The organism is Micromonospora gifhornensis (genome assembly GCF_016863515.1).
Lineage (GTDB): Bacteria > Actinomycetota > Actinomycetes > Mycobacteriales > Micromonosporaceae > Micromonospora > Micromonospora gifhornensis.
Map to the genome: position 1 here is coordinate 120,449 of NZ_BOPA01000028.1, position 17,802 is coordinate 138,250.

The 17,802-nt window shown below is 71.1% G+C and carries 14 protein-coding genes and 1 pseudogene; 8 read left to right on the forward strand and 7 right to left on the reverse strand.

All coding sequences use genetic code 11. From position 1 onward, the window contains the following. Positions 1 to 11 precede the first annotated feature (11 nt). Complete coding sequence (locus tag Vgi01_RS20725; RefSeq protein WP_102657945.1) at positions 12 to 758, reverse strand: Fic family protein; 747 nt, start codon at positions 756 to 758, stop codon at positions 12 to 14. 402 nt (positions 759 to 1,160) lie between these two features. Between Vgi01_RS20725 and acs the strand changes: the two genes are divergently transcribed. The 3 genes from acs to Vgi01_RS20740 all read left to right on the forward strand — a co-directional run bounded on the left by acs (position 1,161) and on the right by Vgi01_RS20740 (position 6,914). Continuing rightward, entirely contained in the window at positions 1,161 to 3,155 is a 1,995-nt protein-coding gene (gene acs, locus Vgi01_RS20730) for an acetate--CoA ligase (RefSeq protein ID WP_204292088.1), read from the forward strand. Positions 3,156 to 3,440: 285 nt separating this feature from the next. After that, complete coding sequence (locus Vgi01_RS20735) at positions 3,441 to 5,846, forward strand: immune inhibitor A domain-containing protein (protein WP_204292118.1); 2,406 nt, start codon at positions 3,441 to 3,443, stop codon at positions 5,844 to 5,846. 135 nt (positions 5,847 to 5,981) lie between these two features. Next, complete coding sequence (locus Vgi01_RS20740; protein ID WP_204292089.1) at positions 5,982 to 6,914, forward strand: alpha/beta fold hydrolase; 933 nt, start codon at positions 5,982 to 5,984, stop codon at positions 6,912 to 6,914. Here the strand turns inward: Vgi01_RS20740 and Vgi01_RS20745 are convergent, their stop codons facing one another. Together Vgi01_RS20745 and Vgi01_RS20750 are read right to left on the reverse strand one after the other, a co-directional pair. Then, positions 6,915 to 7,280, reverse strand: a complete 366-nt coding sequence (locus Vgi01_RS20745) for a UCP033725 family protein (RefSeq protein WP_204292090.1) — start codon at positions 7,278 to 7,280, stop codon at positions 6,915 to 6,917. Next, complete coding sequence (locus Vgi01_RS20750; protein WP_239089090.1) at positions 7,277 to 10,240, reverse strand: SseB family protein; 2,964 nt, start codon at positions 10,238 to 10,240, stop codon at positions 7,277 to 7,279. Before Vgi01_RS20750 ends, Vgi01_RS20745 begins: the two co-directional genes overlap by 4 nt. Before the next feature lie 191 nt (positions 10,241 to 10,431). On the opposite strand from Vgi01_RS20750, the gene mycP reads away from it, so the two are divergent. Continuing rightward, entirely contained in the window at positions 10,432 to 11,646 is a 1,215-nt protein-coding gene (gene mycP, locus Vgi01_RS20755) for a type VII secretion-associated serine protease mycosin (protein WP_373307006.1), read from the forward strand. A 146-nt stretch (positions 11,647 to 11,792) separates the two neighbouring features. On the opposite strand, the gene Vgi01_RS20760 is transcribed toward mycP, so the two are convergent. Continuing rightward, a complete protein-coding gene (locus Vgi01_RS20760; protein WP_013731043.1) occupies positions 11,793 to 12,086 on the reverse strand; it encodes a WXG100 family type VII secretion target in 294 nt (97 codons plus the stop codon). A 21-nt stretch (positions 12,087 to 12,107) separates the two neighbouring features. After that, positions 12,108 to 12,428, reverse strand: coding sequence for a WXG100 family type VII secretion target (locus Vgi01_RS20765; protein WP_013731042.1), 321 nt, complete (start codon positions 12,426 to 12,428; stop codon positions 12,108 to 12,110). A 240-nt stretch (positions 12,429 to 12,668) separates the two neighbouring features. Here Vgi01_RS20765 and eccE point away from each other — a divergent pair. The 4 genes and pseudogenes from eccE to rarD all read left to right on the forward strand — a co-directional run bounded on the left by eccE (position 12,669) and on the right by rarD (position 16,496). Then, positions 12,669 to 14,532, forward strand: a pseudogene (gene eccE / locus Vgi01_RS20770) (type VII secretion protein EccE). A 13-nt stretch (positions 14,533 to 14,545) separates the two neighbouring features. Beyond that, positions 14,546 to 14,932, forward strand: a complete 387-nt coding sequence (locus tag Vgi01_RS20775) for a phage holin family protein (protein WP_102657951.1) — start codon at positions 14,546 to 14,548, stop codon at positions 14,930 to 14,932. 146 nt (positions 14,933 to 15,078) lie between these two features. Then, positions 15,079 to 15,558 carry a GNAT family N-acetyltransferase gene (locus tag Vgi01_RS20780; RefSeq protein ID WP_102657952.1) on the forward strand — a complete coding sequence of 160 codons (480 nt, stop codon included), beginning with the start codon at positions 15,079 to 15,081 and terminating at the stop codon, positions 15,556 to 15,558. Between the two features lie 17 nt (positions 15,559 to 15,575). Next, positions 15,576 to 16,496: an EamA family transporter RarD gene (rarD, locus tag Vgi01_RS20785; RefSeq protein ID WP_204292094.1), complete on the forward strand. Its 921-nt coding sequence runs from the start codon at positions 15,576 to 15,578 to the stop codon at positions 16,494 to 16,496. A 7-nt stretch (positions 16,497 to 16,503) separates the two neighbouring features. Here the strand turns inward: rarD and Vgi01_RS20790 are convergent, their stop codons facing one another. After that, positions 16,504 to 17,196, reverse strand: coding sequence for an anti-sigma factor family protein (locus tag Vgi01_RS20790; protein ID WP_204292095.1), 693 nt, complete (start codon positions 17,194 to 17,196; stop codon positions 16,504 to 16,506). After that, positions 17,193 to 17,687, reverse strand: coding sequence for a sigma-70 family RNA polymerase sigma factor (locus Vgi01_RS20795; protein ID WP_233196787.1), 495 nt, complete (start codon positions 17,685 to 17,687; stop codon positions 17,193 to 17,195). The genes Vgi01_RS20790 and Vgi01_RS20795 overlap by 4 nt, the downstream gene beginning before the upstream one ends. Between the last annotated feature and the right edge of the window lie 115 nt (positions 17,688 to 17,802).

The window sequence follows — 17,802 nt, forward strand, 5'->3', positions numbered from 1 at the left end:
CGCTACCGGGTTCAGCTCGCGGCCAGGACCTCGTCGCCGATCTCGGTCAACTGGTCGGCGCCCATCTCGACGGCGGCCATGTAGTGCCGCAGCCAGGACCGTAGCCCGTCGGGGGTGCCGGTGGCGAAGGCACCGGCACCCCCGACGTACTCCGGTTCGCGCTCGCGGTGGCCGACGTCGATCGCGAGCAGGCCGCGCGGGTCGAATCCGCTGGAGAGCAGCACCAGGCGGGCGGCACCGCGGGCCACCACGCCGGACGGGCCGGCGAACGGACGCAGGTTGAGCAGTTCCCCGTGTACGACGGCGGCCAGCACCAGTGGTGGGACCTTCGTGCCGCCGGCGACGAGCCCGACCAGGGCGTCCAGCCGGGCGGAGACCACCGGGTCCTCGACGGGGCGGCCAAGTTCGGCCGCGCCGACCACGTCCCTGCTGGCGAGCACGTGCAGCTTCGCCAGCACCTGCCGGGGTGCTCTGGGCCAGCGGTCGCTGAGCCCGGGAAGTGCCCCGGCGACCCGCAGCGCGCCCTGCAACACCGGGTCTGTCACCGTGCCGGCCCGGACCGCCTCGCGCTCGTGGACCCGGCCCTCCAGGGCGGCGCTGGCGACCGCAGATCGCAGGCTCACTTCGGCGGCCACCTGACCGCCGTGCCGGCGCAGCGCCCGGTGACCGAGCGCGGTGTCGAAGCGGATCCGGGCCTGCTCGACGGCGTCGGCGACGTCGGCGAGCGCGAGCAGCGGTGCGAGCGGGTCGGTCGTCACCTCGTCACGCTATCGAGCCCGCTGGTCGGCCCGTGCCCCAGTCACCGGCAACGCGACGGGCACCACCCGCTTGCCGCGCCGGGACCGACCGCGCGGCGTGGACCGACCGACACCGCGCGGCGTGGACCGACCGACGCCGGGCGGTTGTCTGCGGTAGCCGCCGCCGGGAGGACCAGCGGCGTTCATCGAGAACGTTGTGCACCTCGGCGCGCGAGAGGGTCCACTGGGCGATGCAGGCGGGTGGGTTCCGTCGCCATGGTCGGCAGCCCCGGCTAACCTGCCCCGAAGAGGCGCAGGTCACCCCGACGACGAGGAGCACCGCATGAGCGAGCGGCAGCGAGTGGATCATCGATACAGCGCGCTGGTGCCTCATGACAGCACGGAGCGAAGCGGAGTGCTGGCATGAGCGAGGCGTTGGCCAATCTGCTGAACGAGACGCGCCAGTTCCCGCCGCCGGCGGAACTCGCCGCCAGTGCCAACGTCACCGCTGAGGCGTACGCCGAGGCGGAGGCCGACCGGCTGGCCTTCTGGGAGCGCCAGGCGGGGCGGCTGACCTGGGCGAGGCAGTGGGACCAGGTGCTGGACTGGTCGAATCCGCCGTTCGCCAAGTGGTTCGTCGGCGGGCAGCTGAACGTGGCGTACAACTGTCTCGACCGGCATGTCGAGGCCGGTCGGGGCGACAAGGTGGCCATCCACTGGGAGGGCGAGCCGGGCGACACCCGCACCATCACCTACGCCGACCTGCACCGGATGACCTGCCAGGCGGCGAACGCGCTCACCGACCTCGGGGTGGTCGCCGGTGACCGGGTGGCGATCTACATGCCGATGGTCCCGGAGGCGGCGGTCGCGATGCTCGCCTGCGCCCGGATCGGTGCCACGCACAGCGTGGTGTTCGGCGGGTTCTCCGCCGAGTCGCTTACCAACCGGATCCAGGACGCCTCCGCCAAGGTCGTCATCACCGCCGACGGCGGCTACCGGCGGGGCAAGCCGTCCGCGCTCAAGCCGACAGTCGACGAGGCGGTGGCGAACTGCCCGTCGGTGGAGCACGTGCTTGTGGTCCGCCGGACCGGCGAGTCGGTCGACTGGTCGCAGCGGGATCACTGGTGGCACGAGACGGTGGAGCAGGCGTCGACCGAGCACACCGCCGAGGCGTTCGACGCCGAGCACCCGCTGTTCATCCTCTACACCAGCGGCACGACGGCCCGCCCGAAGGGCATCCTGCACACCACGGGTGGCTATCTGACCCAGACGTCGTACACCTCGCACGCGGTTTTCGATCTGAAGCCGGAGACCGACGTCTACTGGTGCACCGCGGACATCGGCTGGGTGACCGGCCACTCCTACATCGTGTACGGTCCGCTCTCCAACGGCGCGACCCAGGTGATGTACGAGGGCACCCCGGACACCCCGCACAAGGGCCGGTTCTGGGAGATCGTCGACCGGTACGGGGTGACAATCCTCTACACCGCGCCGACGCTGATCCGCACCATGATGAAGTGGGGCGACGACATCCCCGCCGAGTACAACCTCTCCACGCTCCGGCTGCTCGGCAGCGTCGGTGAGCCGATCAACCCCGAGGCGTGGATGTGGTACCGCCAGCACGTCGGGCGGGGCGAGCTGCCGATCGTGGACACCTGGTGGCAGACCGAGACCGGCAGCATCATGATCTCGCCGCTGCCGGGGGTGACCGCCGCCAAGCCGGGTTCGGCGATGACCCCGCTGCCCGGCATCAGCGCAGACGTGGTCGACGACCAGGGCCAGTCGGTGCCCAACGGTGGTGGCGGCTACCTGGTGCTGCGGGAGCCGTGGCCGTCGATGCTGCGCACCATCTGGGGTGACGACAACCGGTTCATCGAGACGTACTGGTCCCGGTTCGGTGCGGGCGCGAGCGGCACCGGCGGCGACGAGTGGATCTACTTTGCCGGTGACGGGGCGAAGAAGGACGACGACGGGCACGTCTGGCTGCTCGGTCGGGTGGACGACGTGATGCTCGTGTCCGGGCACAACATCTCCACCACGGAGGTCGAGTCGGCGCTCGTCTCGCACCCGTCGGTGGCCGAGGCGGCGGTGGTGGGTGCCACCGATCCGACCACCGGTCAGGCGATCGTCGCGTTCGCCATTCCGCGCGGCAGCACCGACATCTCCGGTGAGGCAGGTGAGCAGCTCATCGCCGATCTGCGTAACCACGTGGCGAAGACGCTGGGGCCGATCGCCAAGCCCCGGCAGATCATGCTGGTGCCGGAGTTGCCGAAGACCCGGTCGGGCAAGATCATGCGTCGGCTGCTGCGGGACGTGGCGGAGAACCGGTCGCTCGGTGACGTGACCACGTTGCAGGACTCCTCGGTGATGGAGTTGATCGCCTCCGGCATGGGTGGCGGCAAGTCGGACGAGGACTGACAGGCAGGCGTACCTCTCGACGGGTGGTGGTCCGGCGCGGACCGCCACCCGTCGTCGTCTGTCCGGACCTGCGGGGATGGCGGGTGGCGGCCGGCACGGGTTGTGACAGTGAAGGGACCTGTAGGCAATTCACTGCCATAATATCGATGGCTACCCCTTCCCAGGGGCCCCACTAGTGCCTAAGTTCACCAGTGGCCCCATATCCGTAGGGGCCGATCTCACCGGCTTGCAACCCCCGATGGGCCGGTTCCCTCAATCCGGAGGTACCACGTGCGGAAAGTCGCAGTGGGTCTGCTCGGGCTTTCGATGACGGCGACAGGGCTGACGGTCGGAGCTTCGGCCGCCGCCGCGCCGATCGCGGAGCCGCCGACGGCAGCGCCGTCGATCGCCGAGCCAGCCCACGCCGAACACGACCTGCCGAACCCGCTGGAAGAGAAGCGTCGCGCACTGCGTCAGGAAGGCCTGAGCGAGGTGCTCTCGGGCCGGGTCAAGACGGAGCGGATCAACGGCAGCACGGTGGCCAAGGTCGGCGACCGGGCCGTCCGTGGTGGCAAGGCCGGCCGTAACGCCAAGACCCCCAAGGGCGGCAAGGGTCCGACCGAGAAGCAGTACGTCGAGCTCTCCCGGGAGAAGACCGACCAGATCTTCGTCATCCTGGCCGAGTTCGGCAACGAGCGGCACCCGGACTACCCCGACCAGGACACCGACCCCGACGTTCCGGGGCCCGCCCGGTTCGACGGGCCGATGCACAACGAGATCCCGCAGCCGGACCGGCGGGTCGACAACTCGACCGTCTGGCAGCCGAACTACGACGCCGATCACTTCAGGAAGCTCTACTTCGGCACCGCCCCGGGCGACGAGTCCGTGAAGCAGTACTACGAGGCGCAGTCCTCGGGTCGCTACAGCGTCGACGGCGTGGTCAGCAACTGGGTCAAGGTCAACTACAACCAGGCCCGGTACGGCCGCTCCAACGGTTACCCGTGCGACTCGATCGTCTGCTCCAACGTCTGGGCGCTGGTGCGCGACGCCGCCAACCAGTGGGTGGCCGACCAGAAGGCCGCCGGCCGCACCGATGCGCAGATCGCCGCCGACGTCCGGGCGATGGACCAGTGGGACCGTTACGACCACGACGGTGACGGCGACTTCAACGAGCCCGACGGCTACATCGACCACTTCCAGATCGTGCACGCCGGCGGCGACATGGCCGACGGTGACCCGATCTACGGCGAGGACGCCATCTGGAGCCACCGCTGGTACGCGTACGCCTCCGACCAGGGACGTACCGGCCCGCCGAACTTCCCGGCCGGCGGCACCCAGATCGGCGACACCGGCATCTGGATCGGCGACTACACGATCCAGCCGGAGAACGGCGGTCGCAGCGTCTTCTACCACGAGTACGCCCACGACCTCGGCCTGCCGGACGACTACAACGTCATCAGCGGCGGCGACAACAACAACGAGCACTGGACCCTGATGGCCCAGAGCCGCCTCGGTGCCAAGAACGACGGCGGCATCGGCGAGCGCGGCGGTGACCTGGGTGCCTGGAACAAGCTCCAGCTCGGCTGGCTCGACTACGAGGTGATCGTCGCCGGCCAGAAGCGCACCCTGGTGCTCGGCCCGCAGGAATACAACACCAAGGAGGCCCAGGCCGCCGTGGTGGTGCTGCCCGAGCGGGAGTACACCTTCGACAACGGTGCGCCGTTCGAGGGCAGCAAGCAGTTCTTCTCCGGCAACGCGGACGACCTGAACAGCACCATGACCAGGACGTTCGACCTGACCGGGAAGTCGTCGGCGACGCTGTCGATGAAGGGCCGCTACAGCATCGAGGCGGAGTACGACTACCTGTTCTTCGAAACCTCGATCGACGGTGGACAGACCTGGACGCCGCAGCCCGGCACCGCAGGCGGCCAGCCGCTCAAGGAGATCTCCCCCGGACGCTTCGCGCTGGACGGCAGCTCCGACGACGAGTGGGTGGACGTCACGATTCCGCTGGACGGGGTCGTCGGCAACCAGGTCGGCTTCCGGCTGCGGTACCAGACCGACGGTGCGGTGTCCGAGGGCGGCTTCTTCGGCGACGCGGTCACGCTGACCGCCGACGGCGCCACCGTCTTCACCGACGGTGCTGAGGACGGCGGGGCCGGTTGGACGCTGGCCGGTGGTTTCGAGGTGGTCGAGGAGAGCTACACCCGCAAGTTCGCGAACTACTACATCGCGGGCACGCGGCAGTACATCTCGTACGACAAGTACCTCAAGACCGGCCCGTACTTCTTCGGGTACGCCAACACCAAGCCGGACTACGTGGACCACTACGCGTACCAGGAGGGTCTGCTGATCTCGTACTGGAACACCCGGTGGGCGGACAACGACACGTTCGCGCACCCGGGTGAGGGCCGGAACCTGATCATCGACTCCCGGCCCCGGCCGATCTACAACCTGACCGGCCAGCCGTGGCGGGCCCGGATCCAGGTCTACGACGCGCCGTTCAGCCTGAAGAAGGCTGACTCGTTCACGCTGCACCTCAACAGCCAGCCGCAGTACATCCGCGGCCAGGCGGCGCAGCCCCTGTTCGACGACACCAAGCAGTACTGGTTCCCCGAGTTGCCGAACCACGGTGTGAAGCTCCCGGCCACCGGCACCAAGATCCAGGTGCTGGAGCAGAAGGGCCTCAACACCAAGGTCCGCTTCTCCTGAACCACCGACGCGACACCACGATGCCCCGGGCAGGTGACCTGCCCGGGGCATCGCCCTTCCCAGCTCTCCCCGGCCCACCTCACATCGCCGACGCCGCCGGACGGGCGACCGGCGGCGGGGTCATAGGCTGTCGTCATGACCGAGCAGCGCGGCGATGCCGTCGACGAGTCCTGCGTCCTCACCGAGGGGCCGTGGACGCACCGGTTCGTCGGCGCGAACGGCAGCCGGTTCCACGTCGTCGAGGCGGGCACCGGGCCGATGGTGCTCTTCCTGCACGGCTTCCCCGAGCACTGGTGGGCCTGGCACCGGATGCTCCCCGAAGTCGCCGACGCCGGTTTCCGCGCGGTCGCCGTCGACCTGCGCGGCTACGGCGCCAGCGACAAACCCCCCCGGGGGTACGACGGATACACCCTCGCCGCCGACGTCGCCGGGATGATCCGGGCGCTTGGTGAACGCTCGGCGACAGTGGTCGGCACCGGTGCCGGCGGCATGGTGGCCTGGACCGTGGCGTCGTTCCATCCCACGCTTGTACGCCGGCTGGTGGTGCTCGGTGCGCCACACCCGCTGCGGCTACGGGCGGCCATCTTCGCCGACCCTCGTGGGCAGTTCGCCGCCTCCACCCCCACGCTGAAGTTCCAGCTGCCCCGCTACGAACATGTCCTCACCCGCGACGAGGGCCGGGCGGTGGAGGAGATCCTGCGCCGCTGGGGTGGGCCCCGCTGGGTCGCCGGCCCGGAATTCGCCGACTACGCGCGGCGCTACCGGCAGGCCATGCGGATCCCGCAGGCGGCGTTCTGCGCGCTGGAGGGCTATCGCTGGGCGTTCCGGTCGGTGCTGCGGCTGCACGGCTACCGGTTCGTCAAGCTGATGCAACGACCGCTTGTCGCACCGACCCTGCATCTGCACGGCGCTCTGGACGTGGCCTCGTTGCCGCGTACCGCCCAGGGTTCGGGCCGTTACGTCAGCGGGCCGTACGAGTGGCGACTGCTGGACCAGGTCGGCCACTTCCCGCACCTGGAGGCCACGGAGCTGGTGCTCGGCGAGATCCTGCGCTGGGCGAAGTCGTGATCAGACCCGCTGCTCACGCAGGTCGGTGACCTCTCCGACGGGCGCCCATCCCTGATAGACGCCGAAGTCGAAGGCCTCCAGCCGCATCGCCTGCGCCACCGGCCAGCGCCCACCCGTGTACTCGACCCGCAACCATCCGTCGTGCTCACCGAGCACGATGAACGGCTGCCCCTTCCAGGTGCACGTCGTACGCACGTAGGTCAGTTCCTCGACCTCGGCGGCCGGCACCACCCGGACGTACCGGCCGGGCCGCACCTCGACGAAGCCGTCACCCGGCTCCGCCTGGTACAGCCGCACGTCGCCGCCGTCCGGGCTGGCCTGGTACTCCCGGCCGTGCCAGCGGGCCACGTAACCGTCGCGGGTCACTGCTCACCGACCTCACGCCAGCCGAGCGTGTCGGCGTCGAAGACGGCGACCAGCCGCTCGGTGCCGTCCGCACCGAGGCGGAGCAGCTGTGCGCCGTGTGGCAGCCGGACGCTGTCCACCTTGAACTCAGCCAGCACCTCACTGCTCTCCCCGGGCGCGAAGCCGTTGCCCCGGAACGGGGCGCGTTCGATGACCCAGCCTTCCATCGCCCGCATCGCGGCTTCGCTCTGCCCACCGTAGGGAATGCGGTAGAGACTCGGCCGGTACGCCGGCCACCGCAACACGTAGATCTCCTCGGCGTCCGGCGCGAACGGCGACTCCGGATGGCTGAGCCCGAGCGCGCGGTAGAGCTGTGCCGGCGTGGTGAGGTGGGCCAGTTCGGTGGCCCGGTGCACGAAGCCGGAGACCCGGTCGTAGCCGCGTTCCAGGTAGTAGCCCAGTTGACTGGGCGCGATCGCCTTCTGCATCACGATCGGACGGGTCGGGTCGGCCGCGGACGTCGTCTTCTGTGGACTGCTTGTCGACGTGGGCTTGTCGGCGCTCGGTTCCGGCTCGTTCTCGTCACCGAGTCCCAGCTCCGCTGCCCAGTTGGCCAGCCCGACGATCTGCTCGCCGGGCAGCTTCGCGCCGACCGGGGTGCCCGGGTTGACCGCGAACGACCACGACAGGTCGGGCCAGGAGCGGATCAGCTGGACGAAGCGGACCTTGATCGTCTTGGCTGTCGGGTCGGCATGGTCGGCGAGTCGCTGCGACGAGGTGTAGACCACCACGAACGTCTGATCGTCCAGGTCCACCGTCGGCCAGACGTACCCCGGATCACCGGGCCGGCTGCCGGGGGCCGAGTCGACGGCGACCGGCATGAGGACCCACGCCAGCAGCAGCGTCGACAGAAACGTGTCGGTGTTCGCGGTCCCCGCGGCGGCGAGCAGGTTCTCCTCCACCTCGTTGGCCGGCTCGAACCCGGCCGCCGTCGGTGCGGTGGGCTCCGGGGCGGAATCGACAGGTGACGACGACACCGGCGCATCGGGGGTGGCCATCCGCTGCGTCGTCGCCGCAGCGTCCTCGAAGCCCGGGTCGACGGCGCTCGGTCCGTCGGCGTCCGTACGCGACGGTGACGGGTCGAACAGCGAGGACCCGGTCGCCGGCGGCTGCACCGTCTCGGAGTGGGTCGACTCCGACGCAGGCGTGGGAACCGGGGCGGTCACCTCGTCCGCCACCGTCGGAACCGCCGCAGTCTGCTCCGCCTGCGCCGGGAACAGCGTGGTCTGCTCAGCTTGCGCCGGGAACACCGTCGTCGGGTCCGCCTGCTCCGGAGACAGCGACACCGTCCGCTCGGCCTGCGCCGGGAACACCGTCGTCGGCTCAGACTGATCCGGAGACAGCGACACCGTCTGCTCCGCCTGCGCCGGGAACAGCGTCGTCGTCGGCTCAGCCTGCGGCGGGAAGATCTGTGTTGTCGGCTCGGTGTCGGCGGGAGGAGCCGCAGGCGTACCGGTCGCCGTGGTTCCGGCTGCCGAGGCGTAGGTCGGCGCGTCCCGGTCGACGTCGGGCTCCGGCGGCGTCGTCAGGTCGCGGGCCTCGATGATGGTGCCCTCGATGACGATCGGCGTGAACCCGCGCCGCGGTGCCGGCGGACTGGAAACCGGTTCCGCCGGCGACGGGGACGTCCCCTCGTCGTGTTCCGTCGACTGCCGGCGCGGCAGGGGCTGGGTGGCCTCCGCGGCGGTCGGGGCACCCTGCGTCGAGCCGGTCAGGTCGGCCGGCGCGTTGAACCGCAGACGCTGGGTCGGATCCTGCGACAGGCCGGCGGACGGCCGCAGGGGCTGCGTCGCCGCACCGTTCGACTCGGGCCGGGGCACGCTGCCGGCCTGGGCGTCCTGGCTGAAGTCGAAGGCTCGGGTGTTGCCGTCGGTCGCCGGCTCGGGGGCCGCGCCCCGGCGGGGGAACGGCTGCCCGCTCCGGGCGAATCGGGAAGGCGGGGTGGCTCGCTCGCTTCGGGACGCCGCTCGGTTGGACGCCGGTTCGAAGAAGGACCGCCGGGTCGTCTGGTCGGTGCCGGCGTCGGCGGGCTGCCCGTTCGTCGAAGCAGCGGGCGGTTCCGCGACGACCGGCCGGTTGTGGCCCGGACGACCGGACGCCTCCCCGCGCGCCGGCATGGGCTGGCGTGGCGGCAAGGTGCCCTGAGCATCCGGCCGCGCGCCGGCCGCCAGATCCGTACGCGTGCCACCGATCAGGCCCGAACGCTCGGCACCCAGGGAGCGTGGCTGGTTGCCGGCAGGCCCGGGCCATTGATCTGCGCCGGGCGGCCCGACGTGACCGCTGCCCGGATAGCCCGCTGCCTGGCCGCCGGACGGTTGGCCGGTTGCCCCGGGTCCCGTGCCCGGTGCGGCGACGGGAACCTCCGGGAGTTGGAACGGTGTGGGGACGACCCGGGAGGGCATCGGTGGGCGGGGCGGAGCCGGGGGTGGTGGGGGGTCGGTCGCGGGCGGAGTCACCGCACCCGGGTCGGATTCGCGCAGCCGGCTCAGCGCCTCGACCCGTTCCAACCTGGCTCGGGCACCGACGGTACGGCCGGGTAGCCGGACGTCGCCACGGGACAGTTGGGCGACGTACCAGGCGGGCAGGTAGCCCTCGATGGGCAACCCGGGATTCACGGCCAGCCACCACTCGTGGTTGGGCCAGCCGGTGGCCAACTCGGCGTAGCCGGTGCGTCGGGCGGACCCGCCGTGCTCACCCAGACACGCCCGCATCGCCTCGACGGAGGTGAATGCCAGCACGTGGGTACGGCCGCCGGTGGTCCAGGTGCCCCAGCCCACCGGCGCGGACCCGACGGCCGGCGCGGCGATCGGCAGGAGCAGCTCGATGCTGGACAGGATGCGGAAGTAAAGCTGCTGGTCATTGCTGCGTAGCGCGTCTCGCAGTGCGGCTTCCGCCTCGGTGGCCGGCTCCCAGTCGGTCACGGCCACCCCCTCCTCCCGGGCCCAGGCCATAGGTGTCGGTTACAACCTACAAGGTCACATCAAGATCACAATGACAAGGCTGGCCGGGATCCGGTCCGGTATCGCCCGACGCGCTAACATCCCGTTCCGGTGTCGACACGATACGGAGGCTGTCGATGTCCCGGTACGGTCCGCATCCCTCTTTTCCGGTTATGGCGGCCGCTCTGCTTGCCGTTTCCATGACCGCCGTACCTGCCGTGGTGACGGACCCGACAGCGGTCACGGTGGCGCTCGCGTCGGCGGTCGCGGCGGGCAGGGCGCCGAACTGCGCGACACCGCCCGCGCCGGCCCGGTCGGTGTCCGCGGTTCCCTGGCCTCAGCAGCGGTACGCGCCGGAGCGGCTGCACGCGTTGGCGACCGGAGCCGGGGTGACCGTGGCGGTGGTCGACTCAGGGGTGGACCGACGTCACCCACAGCTCGCCGGCCGCGTACTCGGTGGCACGGACCTGCTCGATCCCGGCGGCGACGGCACGCGGGACTGCGTCGGCCACGGCACCGGGGTGGCGAGCATCATCGCCGCCGTACCCCACGACGGCAGTGGCCTGCGCGGACTGGCACCCGCTGCCCGGATCCTGCCGGTACGGGTCAGCGAGCAGCAGGTCGTGGACGGTCAGGGCACCGGTCGCACGGTCGCCCCGGGCGACTTCGCCCGCGCCATCCGCTGGGCGGTCGACAACCACGCCGACGTGGTGAACCTCTCCGTCGTCCTGTACGCCGACCACGCGTCGGTGCGCGACGCGGTCGGCTACGCGCTCGCGCGGGACGTGGTCGTGGTCGCCGCCGTGGGCAATCTGCACGGCAACGGTGATCCGCGCCCCTACCCCGCCGCGTACGAGGGGGTACTCGGCGTCGGCGCGATCGGTGCGGACGGCGTACGGGCCGACTTCTCGCAGATCGGCTCCTATGTGGATCTGGTGGCGCCCGGGTCGGACGTGCTGATGGCCGCTCCCGGGCAGGGCCATCATCGTGCCGAAGGCACCAGTTATGCCACACCGTTCGTGGCCGCCACGGCGGCCCTGCTGCGCGAGTACCACCCCGAGTTGAGCGCCGAGGAGGTGGCCGGGCGACTGGTGTCCACCGCCGACCCGGCACCCGGCAACGGGTACGGCGCGGGTGTGTTGAATCCGTATCGGGCCATCACCGAGACCACCGGCGGCCCGGCGGCCCGCACCGCCCCGGTCATCGCCCTGGCCGACGAGCGCCCCGACCCGGCGCTGGCCGCCCAGCAGAACCGGCGGGCGGACGCACGGCAACGGGCCGTCCTGCTGGCCGCCGTCGGTGGGCTGATGGTGGTCGGCATCGTGCTGGTCGCCCTGATCGTGCCCCGAGGTGCCCGCCGCCGCTGGCGTCCCGCCGACCCGAGCTGACCGAAACCCCACCCGGGCCGAGGGCCGATCGTCAACCCCACCCGGGCCGAGGGACGGTCGTCCGGGCCGTGGGGTGACGCTCGGCTGGGGGACAACAGCATGCACAAGGCGACGCTGCCCGGACTCCGGGCAGCGTCGCCGTGCGGTCACCGGAACAGGCCGACGTTCTTCTTCTCGGTGTCGAGGTAGTCGGTCGCGGACTCGTCCACCGCGAGCTTGATGTCACGCAACATCGCCTGAAGGTCCTGCGAGGCGTTGCGCCACCGGGCCTGCCGCTGCTCGTACGCCTGCTGGGCCTCACCGGACCAGCTGGCCACAAGCGGTGCGGCGTCGCGTTCCAGTTGCCCCAGCTGCGAGTCGAGCGTGTTCAACGCCCGCTGGATGTCCGCGCTGGCCTGTTGCAGCGCGGCGAAGTTGACGACCAGCACACCGTGCTCCATCGGATTCCCCCTGAAGGTGGTCTAGAGCGGCAGCTGGATGCCGCCGCGGTTGGTGGCGGACACCCGGCTGGCCGCCTCGGCGTCCGACGCGTCGTAGTGCACGCCGGCGGTGCGAATCGCCCCTGCGGTCTCGCGCAACGCCCGCTGAAGGGCCGCCTGATCCTGCGACCACTGCTGTTTGACCTGCTCGAACGAGCGGCCGCCGGCTCCGCGCCAGGCCTGCTGAAGAACCTCCAGCTGAGTCAGCAGCCCGCTGAGCATCGACTGCAACGACTGGTCCGCCTGCTCGAACTTCGCCGCGGTCTGCTGCATCACCGCGGCCTGTGCCTGGGTCTGGGACACCCCGACGTCTCCTTTGTCTGCTGGCTCGTGGCTGGCCCGGCAAACGCACACCCACTGGCACCGGAGGGGCTGCGTGCCGTGGGATCGGACCACTGAAGTCTCGTCGCTGACGGTAGCGGCACCATCGCTGTTGTGCTACCCCGTCCCGTTCCCCTGTGGACAACGCGGATCCACCCAGCTCACTACGATGGGCGGCAGTCAGGTCGCGGCGGGTGACCGGCCGAGGAGGGTGCGGTGGCGATGACGGGTGTCCCGGTCGCGCCTGGGCACCCACCGCCCGGCGGATCATCCGCGTCCGAGCAGCGGGTCACGCCCGCGACCGTGTCGACCGGGCCCGGCGACCGCTGGCGAGATCTCCGTCCCCGGGCCGGACAGATCGTCGCCACCCAGGTGGCGCTGGCGGCACCCGTCGCGGCCCTGGGTCGGGGTCTGCCCACCATGCTGGCCGCCGCCGCGCTGGCCGGGGCGGTGTTGTTCCTCGCCTGGTGCCGGGTCCGCCGGCGGTGGCTGTACGAGTGGTTGAGCATCAGTCTGGGCTACGCCACCCGGCGACGCACGGTCACCCCGGACGGCGGGCCGGTGGCGCTGCTCGACCTGGTGGCTCCGGACACCGTTCGCCATCCGGTCGAACTGGCCGGATCATCGGCCGTGCTGCTGGACGACCCCGGCGGTGTGGTGGCGCTGCTGGAGTTCGGCGACCGGGCCGACCTGCTCGGTGACGGCGGGCAGCAGCTGCCCTCGCCCGCCTCGCTGCTGCCGGCCGACCCGGGCGATGGTCCGCCGGTACGCGTCCAGCTCGTACTGTCCGCGGTGCCGGTGACGGGGGCCGGTGGCGGGGGCCGGTGGCGGTCCGGCCGCCACCTCGTACCGCCAGCTGACCCAGGGCCGGGTGGCAGGGCGGGAACGGGTGGTGCTGGCCGTCCGGGTGGCGCGGGCCGAAGGCTGGTCGGAGCAGGCGTTACGAAACACCCTCGCCAGCACCGTACGCCGGATCGTCCGACGCGCCCGACCGCTGTCGGTACGGCCGCTGGGTGAACCGGCGGCGCTGCGTGTCTTCGCCGAGCTCGCCCATTACGACGGGCGGCCCGTCCGGGAGTCCTGGCAGGCCGTGCGGTCCGGTGGGCTGCTGCAGACCACCTTCCGGCTCCGCCGGTGGCCCGCCCCGGAGGCCGCACGCCACCTGGTGTCGCGGCTGTTGCAGCTGCCGGCGACCGCGGTGACGGTGTCGCTGCACGCCGAGGCCGGTGCGACGGCGACCACCGGCTTGACCGTACGGATCGGTGCGTCGACGCCCGCCGAGTTGTCCGCTGCCGCCAGGGCGCTGCGCGCGCTGGTGACGGCGGCCGGTGGCCTGGTGCAGCGACTCGACGGGGCGCACCTGCCGGGCTTCGCCGACACCCTGCCGCTGGCCCCACCTGTCCCGGTCGCGACCGGCGAGGGCGCAGGGCTGGAGCTGCCGTACGGCTCAGCCGGCCTGGTGGTGGGCACGAACCGGCACGGCAGCCCGGTCACCGTCCGACTGTTCCGGCCGGAGAGCACCCGCGTGATGATCGTCGGCGGGGTGCGGGCAGCCCAACTGGTGACCATGCGGGCGATGGCGCTGGGCAGCCGCGTCGTCGTCCAGACCACCCGCCCACAGCTCTGGCAGCCGTTCGTACGCGGTGTCGGCACGCCGGGCGAGCCGATTCCGCTGCTCCCGCCCGGCCGGCAGATCGAGACCGGTCCGGGCACGCCGCTGTCCCCGGTGCTTGTGGTTCTGGACGCGCCGCCCCCCACCGGCGGTCCCCGGCCGGGTGCTGCCTGGCAGACAACCCTGCTGGTTCGGGACGAGTTGACCCCCGCCGACGCGGACGCGCTCGGCCGATCCGATCTGGCGGTGCTCCAGCCGTTGAGTCGTACGGAGGCGGGGATCGCCGGTGCCGCGCTGGGGCTCGGTGACTCCGCCGACTGGCTGACCCGGATCCGGCACGACATGGTGGCCGTGGTGAACCGTCGCGCCCTGCGCTGGGCGGTGCTCGCCGGCACGGCGTTGGAGGCGCAAGTGGTCGGTCGCCCGTCCCGAGACTCGACACCTGAGCGGGTACCGCCCATAGCCCGGCCGTGACACCATGCCCGCCATGGGTTTTCTGAAAGGTCTACTGATCCGGGTCGGCGCCACGGCGGTGGCCTTCTGGCTCGCCACCCTGGTCATTCCCGGCATCTCTCTGGACACCGCGTCGGCAAGCGAAACGGTGCTGACGCTGGTCCTCGTGGCGGTCATCTTCGGCGTGGTGAACGGAGTCCTCCAGCCGATCATCAAGACCGTGGGCTGCGGCTTCTACCTGCTGACTCTCGGCCTGATCGCGCTTGTGGTCAACGGTCTGCTCTTCCTGCTGACCGGCTGGATCGCCGACCAGGTCGGGCTGCCCTTCGAGGTGGACGGTTTCTGGCCGGCCGCCGTCCTGGGTGCGCTCTTCGTCGGCGTCGTCACCTGGATCCTCGGCGCCGTCCTCGACCGCGACTGACCCCCGAACCACACCGGCCACCCACGCCGAACCGACCAGCCGGGCAGGTACCGCTCACCGGACGAGCGGTACCTGCCCGGCTGGGCAGACCAGATTGCGGTATCCGGCTACCGGACTGCACCGCGGTACGGACTACCGTCGCAAGGGTGTTCACCCTGACCCGCGACGACGGCTACACGATCAGCACCGATCCGGACCGGCTGGACCTGGACCGGGTGCACCACTGGCTCAGCACGGACGCCTACTGGGCGATCGGGCGGGACCAGGAGACGGTGACCCGGGCGTTCGCCGGCTCGATCGGGTACGGCGTCTACCGGCCGGTCGACGACCGCCAGGTCGCCGTGGCCCGGGTGATCACTGATCGGACCACCTTCGGCTACCTGTGCGACGTGTACGTCGACCGGACCGAGCGAGGTCACGGCCTGGGCAGTTGGCTGGCGGGCGCGGTCCGCGACCATCTCGCCACCCTGGGCGTACGCCGGATGCTGCTGGCCACCCTCGACGCGCACGGGCTCTACCAGAAGCTCGGCTTCACCACTGTCGACGGCGAGCGCTGGATGGAGTTGGATCGTCGTCACGACTCGGCAGTGAGCCCGCTCACCGGCAAGGATCAGTCGGCCGGTTAGGCCCTTACCGTAAAGCCGTGACGCCGCTCCGCCTCGGATATCTCTACGGGTTCGCCGCCTACTTGCTGTGGGGGTTCTTTCCCCTCTACTTCAAGCTGCTGCGTCCGGCAGGCCCGCTGGAGATCCTCGCCCACCGGGTGATCTGGTCCGTGGCGTTCGTCGCGCTGCTGCTCGGCGCGATGCGCAACATCGGATTCCTGCGGACCCTGCTGCGCCGGCCGCGCGCCCTGGCGGGAATCGCCGCGGCAGCCGTGCTGATCGGGTTGAACTGGTTCACCTACATCTACGGGGTCAACTCCGACCGGGTGGTGGAGACCGCCCTCGGCTACTTCATCAACCCGCTGGTGGTGGTCCTGCTCGGGGTGGCGGTGCTGCGGGAACGGCTGCGTCCGGCCCAGTGGTGCGCGTTGGGCATCGGCGGACTCGCGGTGGCCGTGCTCACCGTCGACTACGGCCAACTGCCATACATCGCGCTGATCCTGGCGCTCACCTTCGGCGGGTACAGCCTGGTCAAGAAGCAGCTCGGGCTGCCGGCCGCGGAGGGCCTGTTCGTCGAGTCGGCAGTGCTGGCGTTGCCCGCGCTGGGCTACCTCGGCTGGCTCGCGGCCACCGGCGAGATCGCGTTCGGGCAGGTGTCGACGGGACACACCCTGCTGCTGGTCATCGCCGGCGCGCTGACCGCCATCCCGCTGCTGCTCTTCGCCGGGGCCGCCAACCGGCTTCCGCTGAGCTCCCTGGGCATGCTCCAGTACGTGGCCCCGATCCTCCAGCTCGGCTGCGGGGTCCTGATCTTCCACGAGCCGATGCCCCCGGCGCGGCTGGCCGGCTTCGCCCTGGTCTGGCTCGCCCTGATCGTCTTCACCGCGGACGGGCTGCGCCAGGCCCGGCGTACCCGCCGCCAGCCGCCGGTCACCGTGTCTCCGGCCGCTGTCAGCTGATCAGTGCTCAGGGCACGTCGTAGGCCAGCACGACGGTGCCGTCGGCCCGGACCAGTTCCAGCCGGACCAGTTCGGCGTTGGTGAACCGGGTCGCGCCACTGATCCGCAGATCGTCGCCGGGCGCGGCCAGCCAGGAGCCGATCTGCTCCTGCGAGCCGTCGGCGGCATGCGCCACCAGCCGGAACGCGTTCGCCTTGCCGTAACCGGACCGTTCGTCGTACCCGCAGGTCATGGTGACCTCGGTACCCCAGTTCGTGCCGGTGAGCCCGATCTCGGCGTGCAGCGGCACGGTGCCCGCCACCGGCCGCATCTGCACCATCCGCACCTGGGCCAGCGGCGCGTTCGTCTCCGGTCCGGGCAGCATGGTGGCCGTACCGAAGCCGACGACCAGGGCGAGCGCGGCAGCCGCCAGCCCGATCACCGCGTACCGCAGCCGGTTGGCCTGCCGTTCGCGGCGGCGACGTTCCCGCGCGACGCTGAGCAGCTCGGGCACCCGGGGGTTCTCCGGCGGCGGCAGGAACTGCTCCAGGCTTGTCGGATCCAACCGGCCGAGCAGGCCGGGCAGCACGGCGATCTCGGAGATGGACTGCTGGCAGGCCGGGCAGTCGACCAGATGGCGTTCGTAGGCGGCGCGGTCCGCGGGAGACAGGGCGCCCAGCACGTACGCGCCATCGTCGTACGCGAAGTCGCAGCGGCTCATCCGGTCACCCCCATCTCGGCAAGGACCAACCGTAGTGACCGCAGCGCGTAATGGGTTCGGGATTTCACCGTCCCCGGCGGGACGCCCAGCCGGGATGCCGTCTCGGAAACCGAACGCCCCTGGTAGAAGCACTCGACAAGCACGTCACGGTGCGACGGGCTGAGCCGGTTCAGCGCCTCGGCGACCGTCCACGCCTCGACGGCACGTTCCGTCTCGTCGACGACCTCGGGCGGTTCGGGCAGCTCGTCGGTGTAGATCTCACCGACCCGGGTGGAGCGGCGTCGCCAGGCGTCGATGGCCAGGTTCCGCGCGGTGGTGAACAGCCAGGCCCGTACCGAGCCGCGTCGCGGGTCCAGCGACTCCGGGTGGCGCCAGGCCCGGAGCAGCGTCTCCTGCACCAGGTCCTCGGCGCGCTGCCGGTCGCCGTTGACCAGGCGCAACGCGTGCGCGTACAGCGCGTCGGCATGTTCGTCATGCAGGGCACGCAGCAGATCCGCGTCGTGGTCGCTGATGGTCCTCTCCTCGCTCTCGCCGGGAGCGGGCTCGGCGTTACGAGGGTTGATACGTGCGGTCACCCCCAACAGTTCAGTCCCAGTTCAAACCTGC